Origin of the sequence: Motilimonas sp. E26, assembly GCF_021278025.1 — a bacterium.
Lineage (GTDB): Bacteria > Pseudomonadota > Gammaproteobacteria > Enterobacterales > CBDFNC01 > Motilimonas.
Window position 1 is genome coordinate 78,318 of the sequence record NZ_JAIBHJ010000015.1, and the last position, 14,915, is coordinate 93,232.

Below are 14,915 nucleotides of genomic sequence, written 5' to 3' on the forward strand. Positions count from 1 at the left end.
AACTGTCGGCTCAACTGTTGGTTGCACACCTGAACAAGGCACTTCCGTCCAGAACCAGTTTGAAGTAGATGGCGTTTCCCATGTCCCTGGGTTATTTTTCGCTTCGTAACAAACGCCATTATGAATAACCACATCGCCATTATTAACTTTGGTTTTACCTGGTACCCATGGAATTTCATTACCTGGTACTGGTGTTGGCGCGACAGTAGGAGCAGTGGTCGGTTCAATTGAAGGCGCTGGAGTTGGCTCAACTGAAGGAGTTGGAGTTGGAGTTGGCTCTACACCAGAACAAGCTTGTGGCGTCCAAAACCAGCTTGAAGCCGCTGAAGGGGTTTCCCAAGTACCTGGATTATTTTTAGCTTGGTAACATTCGCCTTGGTAGATAACCAAGTCACCGTTAGCAACTTTGGTTTTACCTGGTACCCATTCAATTTCACCGGCGGCATGGGCTTGGCCACCAATAGCTGCACTTAGCGCAAGCGCTAAGAGCGATATTTTCGTTTTCATATTTTCATCCTTGAGATAAACAACCATCCATTGATTGCCAGTATATCTTAGAGCAACTAGTTACCTACAGTGATGTATTTGTTTGTACAACATGAGCTATTTCAAGTTTTTTAGATATATTTTTTAGTTAAACGACAAAAACGATATAAAAAATGCAGTAATAGAGCGGCGATTGCGGATAAAAAGTAAACCGAGCTACCTTATGAGTAGCTCAAAAAATTGTTAAGTTATTGTTAATTCTTTGCTTTAAAGCAAGTTACATCCACCTCAACTTTAACGTCTACTACTAAATCACATACCATACAAATACGAGCTGGTGGATGCTCGCCAAAGACTTCTTTGAACACCTTATTAAATGATTGAAAATAGCGCGAGTCCGTTAATACAACTTTTACGTGCACGACGTCTTTGGTTTCATAACCCGCATTAGCCATAATATCCAAGCAGTTTTGAATCGCTAAACGTGACTGCTCAACAATACCGCCTTCAACAACTTCCCCGTCTTTCATCGGCGTTTGGCCTGACACATATAAAAAACCACCGGCTTCAACCGCACTTGAAAACGGTAAATGCTGTCCACCAGTCCCCGTGCCACCTTCTGCGCCATAACGTGTAATGCTCATCAGTTTTCTCCTTTTTATTTAATCATTTCTGCCACGACGTAAAAAACGCCCTGCTCGAGTAGCGGGTAACCGCCCATGTTTAAAACTTAATTTGCCATTCACCCATACTTGATCTATGCCCTTGGCACTTTGAATTGGATCGGTGAAAGTTGCAGTATCTATTACCGTATCGGCGTTGAATAAAACCAGATCGGCATAATTACCGACCTTAATAACGCCACGCTTTGCTAAACCAAACTCTTGCGCACTTAGCCCCGTCATTTTGTAAATAGCTTCAGGAAGCTCAAACAACGCTTGTTCACGACAATAACGACCTAATACCCGAGGAAATGCCCCCCATAAGCGAGGGTGAGGATGTGGATCATTAGGTAAGCCATCAGAGCCAATCATGGTGCGAGGGTAAGCTAACACACGTTTGACATCTTCAGGGTGCAAACCATGGTAAACCGCCCCAGCAGGTTGTAATTTAATCGCCGTATCGCGTAGTGGCAGCTGCCACTCCAAGGCGATATCCGCCAACAATTTTCCGGCTTGCTCAGGCGCACCTTCAGACCAAGTAATGAATATGTCGAACTCATCGGTTACTTGCGCTAAATCTAAAGTAGAAGAGCTGGCGCTGTAAGGATAACAATCACATGCTACTTTTTGTTGCTGAGCTTGCTGCTCTAAGTAGGCCAACGTTTCTGTGGTTCGCCCCCAATTTGCAGCGCCAGCACATTTTAAGTGAGAAATAATCAATGGCACCTTACCATGCTCTGCGGTCTCAAACGCTTCTGACATTGCATCAATAATGCCATCAAACTCGGTTCGCATATGGGTCGTATAAATGCCGTTAAATTGCGCAAGCTCTGACACTAAGGCTTTCACTTCATTCATTGGCGCTTGCTTAGCACTGGCATAAGCAAGCCCAGAGCTTAAACCTAATGCCCCCTCAGCCATGCTTTGTTTTAATTGCTGACACATCTGTTGTATCTGCGATGTATTTGCGGCTTGAAATAAATCATCCATATGATTACTGCGCAGCGCAGTATGACCTATTAACGCCGCCACATTCACTCGCGGTGATGCCGCAGTCACTGCAGCGGCATATGTTGAAAAGCTAGGGTATTGAAAATCAGCGCGCTGACCTAATAAGTTCATCGGATCGGGCGGATCGCCCTTGAGTGTCACAGGGCTAGCACTGATACCGCAATTGCCAACAATAACAGTACTGATTCCTTGGCTAATTTTAAACACCATATCAGGGGTGCGGATCACATTGGTATCATCGTGGGTGTGCACATCAATAAAGCCAGGCGCAAGCACTAAACCGCTGGCATCTACAGTTTCTCCGCCAATAAAGGATAACGACTGCCCAATGGCGATAATTTTATCACCTTTAATCGCAACATCTGCTTGCACCGAGGGACGCCCCGTACCATCAATTACATGGGCATGTTGGATCAAGGTATCGCAGTACTCTTTAATCATTATTGCGCCTTTTTGTTCATCTTGATCAATCACCTAGCGGTTGACGGTCAACGCCACCACGATGTTGCTGTAATACCTGCTTCATTTTTCTCAATTTGTCTCTCGACTTGCGCTTATGTTTGAGCGCCAATTCGGTCACTAATACATCCATGGCAGCCATCATGACAAAGCGAGACGCAGTGGGTTTAAAAATAAAGTCCGTTTCATGGCTTTGAATGGGCAGCAGCACGTCAATCGCTTCCGCTAATGGCGAGCCATCCTTAGTAATACCCACCACTTTTACTTGTAATCGTTTAGCGATATTTGCCGCGGCCAATACATCAGGCGAAAAGCCCCCTATGGATAAACAGACCGCAACATCATTACTGTCCATGGTTGCACTGGCCATTCGCATCAACATAGGGTCACTATAAGCGGTGGCTGCATAACCCAAACGAAACAAACGATACTGCAGCTCTTGTGCAAGCATTGTTGACCCTCCGCCAACGCCAAAGATCAAAATTTGCCTCGCCCCGCTGAGTAACGTTGTGGCGCTATCAATAAGCGCTTGATTGATTAGTTGGCTGTTAAGATCTAGCGCTGCTTTAATGCCATCGTAAACCCCAGAAATGCCTGTAGGCTCAACATTCACATCGGAAATAAAGCGCTGACCTAGAGCCAATGACTGAGCAATTTTTAGCTTCAAATCACGCACATTTCGACAACCTACCGCCTTAGCAAAGCGAGTAATACTGGCTTCACTCACTTGCGCCCCCTTAGCTAACTCACTAATACTGGCATTAGCCGCAAAGGTTAAATCTGCCAAAATAAAATGCCCAACTTTTTTTTCGGCATCACGTAGCTGGCCAAAGTGCTCGCCGATGATGGTCACAATATCGATTTCATAATTCACATGCTTTACCTAAATCAGCTCGGGTTTTGATTCAATCACTGCTCTTATGAGGTTGCTTTAGGCTTGGAAATCTCAATCACAACAACCATCATCAGAATCAGTACAATGACACAAATATACCTTTTTGTTTGAAACTATCAAACTTTATCAACGCTAAGTATCATTGTAATTTTAAGGTCACTCCCCTAGAAATAGGTTTTTTATTGGTGCATCATACTACAAAGTAAGTATTCCCTCTTTTACACCAACCTGTTTGAGGCTTTTATGTTTGTTACTAAGTATCAAGAATCTTCCCTTACAAAAGGCCTCGGCGAACTAAACCAGCCAAACTGGTGCCTGCTTGAAGAAGAGGTAAGTTTACCCGTTGCTGTGCTATATCAAAGCCGTATCGAAAACAACCTGAATTGGATGCAAAAATTTGCTAATGCTTATGGTGTAAAGCTAGCTCCCCATGGAAAAACAACCATGACACCAGCCTTATTTCGCCAACAACAAGCCGCCGGCGCATGGGGAATTACCTTAGCAACTGCGCCACAAGTTGTCGCTGCTGCGGCCCATGGCTGCAAGCGCATCATTATGGCTAATCAATTGGTGGGTAAACAAAATATGCATTTGATTGCGTCGGTACTCAATGATCCCGACGCTGAGTTCTATTGCCTAGTCGACTCTATCGCACAAGTACAACAGTTAGCAGCATTCTTTGCTGAAACAGGCCTAACACTTAATGTGTTAATTGAAATAGGCGTCAACGGCGGACGTTGTGGTTGTCGAACCCCTGAGCAAGTCGACGCAGTTGTCCATGAAATATCCCTTCACTCCTTTATCGCCTTGGCGGGCATTGAAGTTTACGAAGGCGTGATCCATGGTGACAATGCGCAAGCCCAAATACACGACTTTTTAACTGGCGTTATAACCATTTGTAATAATTTGATTACTCAAAACGCCTTTGACACTAGGCAAGTCATTCTCACTGGCGCAGGCAGCGCTTGGTACGATGTCGTTGCAGCGACATTTGCCGAAGCAACACTGCACCCGAGTATTATTCCGGTGATCCGCCCTGGCTGTTATCTCATTCACGACACCGGTATTTACCTTGAGGCACAAAATGAAGTGATGGCTCGAAACACTGTGGCTTGTGATTTGGGTGGCGATTTACAATCAGCATTGGAAGTATGGGCATATGTGCAGTCTATTCCCGAGCCAGGCCACGTCATCATAGGAATGGGAAAACGTGATGTTGCTTTTGATGCAGGTTTGCCCATTCCAGCATTACATTATCGGCCGGCACAACCAACAACTGAATCACATCAGAAAAACCTGCCTACTGCAGCACCTAACGATTGGCAAGTCACCGCGGTAATGGATCAGCACGCGTTTTTATCTTGCCCCATTGACAGTGACATTGCCGTAGGCGACATGATTGCTTTTTCAAGCTCACACCCCTGTTTAACTTTTGATAAATGGAAACACATCGCAGTTATAAATGATGAGTACCACGTCACCCAGGTACTCAACACTTATTTCTAAACTAAGCCCCACATAGCTTTATACAGTAACCTAAAGGGGCTTAATGCGTGCTGGCTTTGCCTTGCAAAGTTTGCCAAGGACGGCAAATTTTTCATGTTGAAGATTTATAGCTGTTTATCTAAAAATTGCAGCATAGCAGCCCATGATTTTTCATCGGCTTGCTGGTGATAACGATCACTGCCAAATACGGTAAAAGCATGAGGCGCGCCAGAGTAAACTTGAATTTCATAATCCACTTTGGCCTGTTCAAGCTCTACTGATAATTGTGCCACATCAGTCATCGGAACCGATGAGTCAGCACCGCCGTGTGCAATAAAAATAGGCGCGCTGGCAGCCCTATAACTTTGCCCTTGTGGCGTGGCTAAACCACCGTGAAAACTTGCATATCCCTTCACTTCAACGCCTTGACCAGAGCGTGCTAACTCTAGCACCGCGGCCCCACCAAAACAGTAGCCCATCACCACCATGGATTTGTTTTTACTCAGCTGTTTAGCTTGAACTACACCCGCTAAAATCAGCTGGCGCATAGTTTCTCTGTCTTGATATAGCTTGGCCGTTTCTGATTTTTTCATTTGCATTTCAACGGGGCGATTACCTTTGCCATAAAGGTCGACAGCGAACGTATCGTAGCCTAATTTAGACAGCATTTGACTGCGCTTTACTTCATAATCCGTTAACCCATCCCAATCGTGGATCAGGATCACTAACCCTTTATTGACTCCTTGAGCAGCCTCAAAAAAACCTTCATAAGTCTTATCGGCCACTTTATATTCAATGGTTTGCGCATTACTCGTGTAACTGAACAGTAACGCGGTCAAAAATAGAGCAAATTTCATATCAACTATCCTTTTTTGCGGTCGACCGACCATGAGCTATCAATGTACCTAAGCGAGTTAACAGTGCAAAATTCAGCACAAACACATTTAAGTTGTTTGGGTGTAGATCGTAACGAATGAGCAAATAAAAGTGATCACCATTAATTAGCTTAATTCTCAGCAAGCTGCGCTTTTTGTTGTCGGATCCATTCCGCTAAGTATTTTTCAAACAACGGCTCAAAGGTTTTAAACTCCGTTAATTGTGCAACACGTTTATTTAGGTAAGCTCTTAATTCTGGGGTATTACAGCCTGATTTTTTTGACACCGTAAAATACAAACCTTCAACTGAAATAGGTGTTTTGAGGTGGACAACATGACTTTTAAGTCCACTTGATTCAAGTATGGTCAATCCTTGGTAAAGTTCGTACAAAGCATAATCAAAACGTCCAGCAATCAACATGGTGAATGAACGCTCAGCTGAAGCACTGTTGCGAATTTCTAGGTTCTGTTTGGCATATTGATCAAACGCTTGACCAAAGCTGTTGTTAATTAACGTTCCACCACGCTTACCTTTCAGATCTTGCCATTCTTGATATTTAAACTCTTTACCTTTCGCCACCCAAACCACACTGGGCACGTCAGTAAATTGTGGCTTGATGTAATCCATATACTGCTCGCGCTGGTGCGTAATAAAAGCCCCTAATTTCCCCACGGCGAGCATCTTGCTGTGCCCTTGCCCATCCACCTCGGTCTCTAGCATCAACAGCAATTCCCGTCCCCATTAACGCCAACTCTAATAGCTCAACCGCCACCCCAGTTAACTTGCCTGGATTATCAAAGTCACGCCATAATATCGGCGGGTATTCCGCATTTCCCGTTACTAGCAGGCTGCGGCATATGCTTAAACTGTTGCCTTGTTGTGTTTGCGCATTAACCTCCATACTCACTAATAAAGTGAATGAAAGCGCAGTCAACCAAACTCCGAACCGACGTAATATAGTAATCATATAACTCCACCACTAATTAACAGAAAACATAATAAGGCTAGTCATTAATGGGCTAATCTTCAGCTTTGAAGATACTTTTTAGGTTTTGTAATACACATATATTGATGGACATCACACCCTTTTATCAGAGTAGAGTGAACATCTTTAAAACAGCATGTGATTAAAAGACACTCACACGCTCGTACTAGCGCTTCATATTGATATTAGTCGATGAATGGTCTTTATGAAGATTTGCCATAAATAGTTATCACCCTGTTCCTCAAATGTTTACAATTCACATAATCTATCAACACAATAAGGACCCCACGTGTTTAAGTTTATTATTGCAATTGCGCTCATTGGCTTCATTGCGTTTTATGTCACACGAAGTGCCAATGACAAGCGTGCTGCCGCTGATAACATCGCAGCAGGAGAGGTATTCTTGCAAAAGAACCGTCTTGAAGAAGGTGTCGTCGTAACCGACTCAGGCCTACAGTATTTAAGGCTCAAAGAGGGCGTTAGCGGCGAGCATCCTAGTGCTAAAGACAAAGTAAAAGTGCACTACCATGGCACGTTAATTAACGGCTCAGTCTTTGATAGTTCTGTAGACAGAGGAAAGCCCATCACTTTCGCTTTAAACCAAGTTATTCCTGGGTGGACCGAGGGCTTACAGCTAATGACGGTTGGCGAGAAAGCACGTTTATTTATTCCTAGTAATTTAGGTTACAAAACGCGAAGTGTCGGCAGTATTCCAGCGGGTTCAACCCTGATATTTGATGTTGAGCTTATTGCCATCAACCCACCGCAATAGCCAAAAAATCGCTGAGGCTGCCCAAACATATTGGGCAGCCTTAGTCTTTGTAAAAAACAACACTTTAATTTATACCTACCTACTCTATACTCGCATTTTATACCTTTGGCACGGAGCCCATTATGAAGTTTCGCTTTCCCGTTGTAATTATTGATGAAGATTTTCGCTCTGAAAATATTTCAGGATCTGGTATTCGCGACTTAGCGCAAGCTATCGGCGAACAAGGTTATGAAATAGTCGGGTTTACCAGCTACGGCGACTTAAGTGCCTTTGCACAGCAGGCGAGTCGCGCGTCTTGCTTTATATTATCCATTGATGATGAAGAGTTTGGCGCAGGAACAGCAGAGGAAGTAGACCAAGCGTTAGTGGCTTTACGCAGTTTCATCACTGAAGTGCGAAAGCGCAATAACGATATCCCGATTTTCTTATACGGCGAAACGCGTACCAGTCAGCACATTCCCAACGATGTGTTGCGTGAGTTACATGGTTTTATTCATATGTTTGAAGACACGCCTGATTTTGTTGCCAAGTATATTATCCGAGAAGCCAAAAAGTACCTTGATGCACTGGCGCCGCCTTTTTTTAAAGCCCTAATGGATTACGCCAGCGACAGCTCATATTCATGGCATTGTCCCGGACACTCAGGGGGCGTCGCATTTCTAAAAAGCCCTGTTGGCCAAATGTTCCATCAATTTTTTGGCGAGAACATGCTACGCGCCGATGTTTGTAATTCCGTTGATGAGTTAGGCCAATTGCTCGATCACACAGGGCCAGTAGCGAAAAGCGAGCAAAATGCCGCGCGTATTTTTAACGCCGACCATCTATTTTTTGTCACCAATGGTACTTCAACATCCAACAAAATTGTTTGGCACTCAACCGTTGCGCCGGGTGATATCGTAGTGGTAGACCGTAACTGTCATAAGTCGATTCTCCATTCCATCATCATGACTGGCGCCATTCCGGTATTTTTAATGCCAACCCGTAACCACTACGGCATTATTGGCCCTATCCCGAAACACGAGTTTTCGCCAGAGTCGATTAAAGCAAAAATTGCCGCTCACCCATTCGCCAGCAAAGCGAAAAATAAAAAGCCACGTATTTTAACCATTACCCAAAGTACCTATGACGGCGTACTATATAATGTTGAGCAGATTAAAGACGTTATGGGCTCGTACGTCGATACCTTACATTTTGATGAAGCTTGGCTCCCCCACGCCACCTTTCATGAGTTCTATCAAAACATGCATGCCATTGGCGGCGACGACCGCCCCCGCTCAGAAGATGCAGTAGTATTTGCTACCCAATCGACCCATAAATTACTGGCGGGTATTTCACAAGCATCCCAAATTTTGGTACAAAACGCGAAAAACCGTCCCTTAGATACTCATAGATTTAATGAATCGTACTTAATGCATTCATCCACCAGCCCGCAATACTCGATAATTGCATCTTGTGATATTGCTGCCGCAATGATGGAACAACCAGGTGGCCGTGCTCTTGTAGAAGAATCATTAGCAGAAGCGGTCGACTTTAGACGAGCCATGCGCAAAGTCGATCAAGAATTTGGCGATGATGACTGGTGGTTTAGTGTTTGGGGACCAGAAAGCTTGCCCGAAGAAGGCATTGGCGAGCGTGAGGATTGGCTACTCGATGGCAAAGATAACTGGCATCGATTTGGTGAGATTGAAGCAGGTTTTAATATGCTCGATCCGATCAAGGCCACCATCATAAATCCGGGTTTAAATGCCAAAGGAGAATTTGAAGACACGGGGATCCCAGCAGCTATTCTCACAAAATACTTAGCTGAACATGGCATAGTCGTTGAAAAAACCGGCCTGTACTCGTTCTTTATTATGTTTACCATCGGTATTACCAAAGGCCGCTGGAATTCCATGGTTACCGAGCTGCAACAGTTTAAAGACGACTATGATCAAAACTTGCCATTATGGCGCATCATGCCTGAGTTTATTGAAAAGTGCCCACAGTATGAAAAAGTAGGCTTAAAAGACCTTTGCCAACAGATTCACGCCATTTACAAGCGTTACAACATTTCTAAAGTGACCACTGAAATGTACTTGTCTAACATCGAGCCAGCCATGCTACCTGCCGATGCGTGGAGTAAAATGGCCCACCGTGAAGTTGAGCGCGTCAGTATCGATGAACTTGATGGCCGAATTACCGCCATGCTAGTTACCCCCTACCCACCAGGGATCCCATTAATGGTGCCAGGTGAGCGATTTAACGAAACCATTATTAACTACCTGAAATTCACTCGTGAATTCAATGAGCTATTTCCAGGTTTTGAAACCGATGTGCACGGTTTAGTCCGAGAAAACATTAACGGTAAAAATCACTACTTTGTCGATGTCGTAAAATAAGCCACATCAAATTACGCTTTAACCATCACTTTAATCAACACAGGGTAACCCTACTTGCCCTGTGTTGATGTAGCTTTGCTGTTACAATCAACCTATGCCATTAACCTATCAATCAACTCATGCAGGTTATCCATGTTCAAACGGGTGTGCTCACCAATAAATATCAGCCTCTTTGGTTTGTTCGCTATCTTGGCACTCACTTACTATTTTGGCTTACGAACATCCCATCAAAGGTTACAACAACAAGCTGATATCGATGCGCAAAAACTCAGCCAGTACATCAATAGCGAGCTAAGCCGTTTCCAACATATTCCGCATTTATTAACCAGCCATTACTTGATCCGTCAGAGCCTCAGCTCCGCCGAAGGCCTTGAACGATTAAACCAGCTGCTATTAGATATCACTAAAACCAGCGGTGCTAACGACGTCTATGTTATGGATAACCTTGGCACCGTCGTCGCAGCCAGTAACTATGGGACACCGCAAAGTTTTATCGGTGGCAATTACGCATTTCGTGATTACTTCCAGCAAGCTTTAGCAGGTAATAAAGCCGTTGATTATGCGCTAGGACTGAGAACGGGCGAGCGAGGGATCTACTTTTCGGCACCGATAACGATAAATCAACAGGTTAAAGGCGTAGTCACGGTTAAAGTCTCGATTGCCAAATTTGAGCAAGATTCCGACTTATTGGCTGGTGACAGTAACACCCGATTTTTAGTCTATGGTGATGATAACGTTGTTTTTCTATCGAACTACAAGAACTGGCGTTTAAAACAATTAGGCGAAAGCAAGCTAATCAGCTGGCACAAAATCAGCGCCAGCCAACGCTATTTGGGTCTTGAACAAACGCTGCTGCGTAACCAGCAATTTAACCATCCACTACTGGATACGCCGATGTGGCGGATACAACAAACCCAACAGGCATTGGGTGACTACTTTTACCAGCAAGCATCGATCCCAATGCTAGATTTAACCTTATTAGTATTATTACCTGATGGCCACTTAATCTACGAGCAACTAAGTAATATGGCGTTAGCAGGGCTACTGTATCTATTATCACTGGGCTTAGTTTATTATTTAAGTCAAAGGATCATCGGTTACAACAAGCTCATTTACACCCGCAACAGCTTAGAGCGTCAGGTAGCTCTACGCTCAGCCGAGCTCGCCAATGCCCAAGATGCGCTGATTAGAACAGCAAAATTGGCGACCATAGGTCAACTAGCCGCCAGTATTAATCATGAAATTAATCAGCCACTTAGTGCGATGAGCACCTACTTGGTTAGCACCCAGCGGATGCTGAATCGAGGAATGGAACAAGCAGCAAAAGATAACTTGCAAATAATGGCATCGCTGATCACCCGCATTCATAAAATTGTGTCGCAATTAAAAGAGTTCAGTAAGCCACAAGGTCAAGGCCAGATAATCACCTCACTGCAAGAAAGCATTACTAACGCTTTAATCATTGTTGGACCGCAAATTAATAGCCAAGGCGTCCAGTTAAGTGTGAAAAACCCAAACGTAAAGATCCATGCCGAGCCCCTTAAATTTGAGCAAGTCTTAGTTAATTTACTTTCTAATGGCGTCGATGCCATGACCGAAGTTGAGCACAAGCACCTAACTATTACCTGTGAATCAGATGAGAAAAAAGTATGGCTGCGCATCCAAGACACCGGCAAAGGTTTAGATTTACAAACCATAGATACCATTTTTGAGCCATTTTACACTACTAAATCTGAATATGGCTTAGGCCTCGGCTTAGCAATTTCTCGAAGCATCATACACTCATTTGATGGTGAGTTAACGGCAGAAAACAGCGCCACCGGAGGTGCTATTTTCACAATCGAATTAAACAGAGTAATCGAATGAAATCACTAGAAAAAATCGACGTTGTCGTGATTGATGATGAACAAATAATCCGCGACTCTTTGCATCAGTTACTCACTTTAGAGGGCTATAAGGTCAGCACCTTCGATAGCGCGACTCAAGCCTTAAGCCGATTAACGCGAGATTTTGCTGGAGTGGTGATCAGCGATATTAATATGCCAAAACTAGATGGTCACGCCCTGCTGCAAACATTACAAAACTTAGACTCAGCATTACCAGTGATCCTGCTTACAGGCTTTGCCGATGTACCAATGGCGGTCAATGCCATGCATCAAGGGGCCTATGATTTTTTTGCTAAGCCAATCAATGAAAAATTACTCGATAGTGTTGGCAGAGCGCTCGATAAACGCCGCTTAGTCATTGAAAATAGGCAATTAAAGCAACAAATAAAAAATAATAGTGAGCCTGGAGTGCGTATTCTCGGCAATACCCCCGCCATGCACCAGATGCTGCAACTACTGGATACCGTGGTTAACACTCCGGCCGATGTGCTGATCCAAGGTGAAACAGGTACCGGAAAAGAGTTGGTGGCACGCTACTTACACGATCACAGTAATCGCTCTCAAGCGAACTTTGTGGCTCTCAATTGCGGTGCCATTCCTGAAAACCTAATTGAAAGTGAGCTATTCGGTAGCATAAAAGGGGCTTTTACTGGGGCCAGTGACAGCCGCATCGGTAAGTTTGAGTTTGCTAATGGCGGCACCGTATTTCTAGATGAAATAGAAACAACGCCAATGGCTTTACAAGTAAAGTTACTGCGCGTACTGGAAGAGCGAAAGGTCACGCCAGTTGGCAGCAATACCGCCATTGACTTAAATATTCGCATTGTTGCGGCGACTAAGGTTGATTTAGTCAAACTTGCCGAGCAAGGACATTTTCGCGCTGACTTATATTACCGTCTTAACTTAGTGCAAGTGAATATCCCTCCCTTAAAGCAACGTCAAGCCGATATTCCCTTATTATTTAAGCACTTTAGCTCTATTGCGGCGAACCGATTCCATAAACCTCTCTGCGCTTTAGACAATGAGACCCAACAACGCCTGATGGCTCATGATTGGCCCGGTAACGTTAGAGAGTTACGCAATGCTGCTGAGCGTTTTGTGCTGCTGGGAACCCTAACAGATTTAAACAACATTGCTACTCCTGCTAAAAGTATGTCACTGGCTGACAAAGTCGCTTTTTATGAACAATCTATTATTGAAGATGCCCTTAGGCAAACATCAGGCTCAGTTAAACTCGCACTGGATATTTTGCAGCTACCGAGAAAAACCTTCTATGACAAAGTGAGCAAATACGGCATTGAGCGCACGCAGTTCACACAAGATTAATGTGTGCAAAAAGTAACAAATGAACAACAATTAATGTGTGGGTTTCCACACATTACAACGTCAAAACATGACCAAGAAAAACCTAACTAACTGTAATAATTAAACTAAAAAATAAAATCACAATTTGGCAACCTATTTGCAACAAGCGATTCAGGTGCTGCGATTTCCGCAGCTGTAACAACCCACGTACCTTATGCCACCAATTCGGCATTAGGTGCTAAGGATGGCTAATCATGCAAAAGAAAATACAACAAATCCCTTGGTTAATGTTATTACTAGGGCCCGCCGTGATGTTATTAACAGTTATCACCGAACCGCCTGTAGCAGATCTATCCGTTAATGCTTGGCGCACTGCTGGCTTAGCATTTTGGATGGCCAGTTGGTGGATTTCAGAAGCAGTGCCGATTCCAGCTGCGTCATTATTGCCCTTAATCATCTCACCTTTAGTGGGCATCGCTGATATAAAATCCGTTGCTGCACCTTATGCTCACCCACTGATATTTCTATTTTTGGGCGGCTTTCTTATTTCCATTGCAATGGAAAAATGGAACCTGCATAAACGTATCGCTCTAAAAACCATGCTGCTGGCAGGCTCAACTCCCAGCATACAAATATTAGGCATGATGTTAGTGACAGCTTTTCTATCCATGTGGATGTCTAATACCGCAACTGCTGTCATGATGTTGCCGATTGCACTATCGGTAGTCATGATAGTGAAAAATAGAGAGCCAGAGAACCAAGACTTCGGCAAAGCTATGTTATTGGGCATCGCTTATTCAGCCAGCATCGGCGGGATAGCAACCTTAATTGGTACTCCACCTAACGCGTTAATGGCTGCTTATCTCTCCGATAGTTACAACATTGAGATTGGCTTTGGTCAGTGGATGATGCTGGGCTTACCCCTTGCCGCTGTCATGCTAACCGTGGCTTGGGTGTGGCTCACAAAAATCAGTTACAGGGTTGATCGCAGTGACTCTATCTGTGCTAAAGCGGTATTTCAAAAGCAGCTTGATGAGCTTGGCGCGATAACACCAGCGGAAAAGAAAGTATTGGTAATTTTTGCTTTAGCCGCTATTAGTTGGATCTTTAGGCCAATCATCAGTGATGCCACTGGTCTTGCCATCACTGATACTGGCATAGCCATCGCGGCCGCTATTTTACTTTTCACGATCCCGGTGAGCAAAGATAACAATGAGCGCGTATTAGACTGGGAAAGTGCTGAAAAAGTGCCGTGGGGTATCCTGATACTATTTGGCGGCGGTTTGGCACTGGCAGCACACATCAAAAGCTCTGGATTAGCTGAATTTATTGCGCACCAGATTCAAGGCATGGGAGCGGTTGAACTTGTCATCGGCGTACTCGTGGTTACCGCTGTGATTACATTTTTAACCGAAATAACCAGTAATACCGCCACCGCGGCAGGCTTTCTTCCATTATTAGGGCCAGTGGCTGAATCATTAACCGGCACCCCATTAATTTGGGTGATCCCGGCTGCAATTGCTGCCAGCTGTGCCTTTATGATGCCCGTAGCGACACCACCCAATGCCATAGTATTTGGCTCCGGTGAGCTAAAAATACGTGACATGATGAAAGCGGGTCTGATCCTAAATCTCATTGCCATCGCGTTGATCACCTTAACTATGATCACCCTTATGCCAATGATTTTCCATATCTAATTCAGGATTAAAGACAA

General features: G+C 44.3%; 12 protein-coding genes and 1 pseudogene. 6 read left to right on the forward strand and 7 right to left on the reverse strand.

Features of this window, described 5'->3' with window-relative positions; translation table 11 throughout:
- The 4 genes and pseudogenes from K1M91_RS13475 to K1M91_RS21265 form a co-directional block, all read right to left on the reverse strand.
- A pseudogene (locus tag K1M91_RS13475) lies at positions 1–507 on the reverse strand (hypothetical protein); the annotation flags it as partial.
- 233 nt (positions 508–740) lie between these two features.
- The gene (locus tag K1M91_RS13480; RefSeq protein WP_232802561.1) at positions 741–1,130 is read right to left on the reverse strand and encodes a RidA family protein; all 390 of its coding nucleotides are present in this window, start codon (positions 1,128–1,130) and stop codon (positions 741–743) included.
- A gap of 18 nt (positions 1,131–1,148) precedes the next feature.
- Positions 1,149–2,600: a D-aminoacylase gene (locus K1M91_RS13485; RefSeq protein ID WP_232802562.1), complete on the reverse strand. Its 1,452-nt coding sequence runs from the start codon at positions 2,598–2,600 to the stop codon at positions 1,149–1,151.
- A 25-nt stretch (positions 2,601–2,625) separates the two neighbouring features.
- Positions 2,626–3,492: a MurR/RpiR family transcriptional regulator gene (locus tag K1M91_RS21265; protein WP_232802563.1), complete on the reverse strand. Its 867-nt coding sequence runs from the start codon at positions 3,490–3,492 to the stop codon at positions 2,626–2,628.
- A 264-nt stretch (positions 3,493–3,756) separates the two neighbouring features.
- Between K1M91_RS21265 and K1M91_RS13495 the strand changes: the two genes are divergently transcribed.
- Positions 3,757–5,019, forward strand: a complete 1,263-nt coding sequence (locus K1M91_RS13495) for an amino acid deaminase (RefSeq protein WP_232802564.1) — start codon at positions 3,757–3,759, stop codon at positions 5,017–5,019.
- 104 nt (positions 5,020–5,123) lie between these two features.
- Here the strand turns inward: K1M91_RS13495 and K1M91_RS13500 are convergent, their stop codons facing one another.
- The 3 genes from K1M91_RS13500 to K1M91_RS13510 all read right to left on the reverse strand — a co-directional run bounded on the left by K1M91_RS13500 (position 5,124) and on the right by K1M91_RS13510 (position 6,842).
- Positions 5,124–5,855, reverse strand: a complete 732-nt coding sequence (locus K1M91_RS13500) for a dienelactone hydrolase family protein (RefSeq protein ID WP_232802565.1) — start codon at positions 5,853–5,855, stop codon at positions 5,124–5,126.
- A gap of 149 nt (positions 5,856–6,004) precedes the next feature.
- Complete coding sequence (locus tag K1M91_RS13505; protein ID WP_232802566.1) at positions 6,005–6,502, reverse strand: transporter substrate-binding domain-containing protein; 498 nt, start codon at positions 6,500–6,502, stop codon at positions 6,005–6,007.
- Positions 6,474–6,842: a hypothetical protein gene (locus K1M91_RS13510; RefSeq protein WP_232802567.1), complete on the reverse strand. Its 369-nt coding sequence runs from the start codon at positions 6,840–6,842 to the stop codon at positions 6,474–6,476. The genes K1M91_RS13505 and K1M91_RS13510 overlap by 29 nt, the downstream gene beginning before the upstream one ends.
- A 307-nt stretch (positions 6,843–7,149) precedes the next feature.
- Between K1M91_RS13510 and K1M91_RS13515 the strand changes: the two genes are divergently transcribed.
- The 5 genes from K1M91_RS13515 (at position 7,150) to K1M91_RS13535 (ending at position 14,898) form a co-directional block, all read left to right on the forward strand.
- On the forward strand, positions 7,150–7,632 hold the full coding sequence (locus tag K1M91_RS13515; RefSeq protein WP_232802568.1) for an FKBP-type peptidyl-prolyl cis-trans isomerase: 483 nt from the start codon (positions 7,150–7,152) through the stop codon (positions 7,630–7,632).
- Between the two features lie 122 nt (positions 7,633–7,754).
- Positions 7,755–10,010 (forward strand): arginine/lysine/ornithine decarboxylase, encoded by a 2,256-nt coding sequence (locus K1M91_RS13520; RefSeq protein WP_232802569.1) that lies wholly within the window; start codon positions 7,755–7,757, stop codon positions 10,008–10,010.
- 132 nt (positions 10,011–10,142) lie between these two features.
- Complete coding sequence (locus K1M91_RS13525; protein ID WP_232802570.1) at positions 10,143–11,876, forward strand: ATP-binding protein; 1,734 nt, start codon at positions 10,143–10,145, stop codon at positions 11,874–11,876.
- Complete coding sequence (locus K1M91_RS13530) at positions 11,873–13,222, forward strand: sigma-54 dependent transcriptional regulator (protein WP_232802571.1); 1,350 nt, start codon at positions 11,873–11,875, stop codon at positions 13,220–13,222. The genes K1M91_RS13525 and K1M91_RS13530 overlap by 4 nt, the downstream gene beginning before the upstream one ends.
- A 233-nt stretch (positions 13,223–13,455) precedes the next feature.
- Positions 13,456–14,898, forward strand: a complete 1,443-nt coding sequence (locus K1M91_RS13535) for a DASS family sodium-coupled anion symporter (RefSeq protein WP_232802572.1) — start codon at positions 13,456–13,458, stop codon at positions 14,896–14,898.
- The last annotated feature ends 17 nt before the right edge of the window (positions 14,899–14,915 follow it).

Coding starts and splice junctions, on each gene's coding strand:
- K1M91_RS13480 (WP_232802561.1), bottom strand. CDS start 1,130: ATGAGCATTACACGTTATGGCGCAGAAGGTGGCACGGGGACTGGTGGA.
- K1M91_RS13485 (WP_232802562.1), bottom strand. CDS start 2,600: ATGATTAAAGAGTACTGCGATACCTTGATCCAACATGCCCATGTAATT.
- K1M91_RS13495 (WP_232802564.1), top strand. CDS start 3,757: ATGTTTGTTACTAAGTATCAAGAATCTTCCCTTACAAAAGGCCTCGGC.
- K1M91_RS13500 (WP_232802565.1), bottom strand. CDS start 5,855: ATGAAATTTGCTCTATTTTTGACCGCGTTACTGTTCAGTTACACGAGT.
- K1M91_RS13505 (WP_232802566.1), bottom strand. CDS start 6,502: ATGGATTACATCAAGCCACAATTTACTGACGTGCCCAGTGTGGTTTGG.
- K1M91_RS13510 (WP_232802567.1), bottom strand. CDS start 6,842: ATGATTACTATATTACGTCGGTTCGGAGTTTGGTTGACTGCGCTTTCA.
- K1M91_RS13520 (WP_232802569.1), top strand. CDS start 7,755: ATGAAGTTTCGCTTTCCCGTTGTAATTATTGATGAAGATTTTCGCTCT.
- K1M91_RS13525 (WP_232802570.1), top strand. CDS start 10,143: ATGTTCAAACGGGTGTGCTCACCAATAAATATCAGCCTCTTTGGTTTG.
- K1M91_RS13530 (WP_232802571.1), top strand. CDS start 11,873: ATGAAATCACTAGAAAAAATCGACGTTGTCGTGATTGATGATGAACAA.
- K1M91_RS13535 (WP_232802572.1), top strand. CDS start 13,456: ATGCAAAAGAAAATACAACAAATCCCTTGGTTAATGTTATTACTAGGG.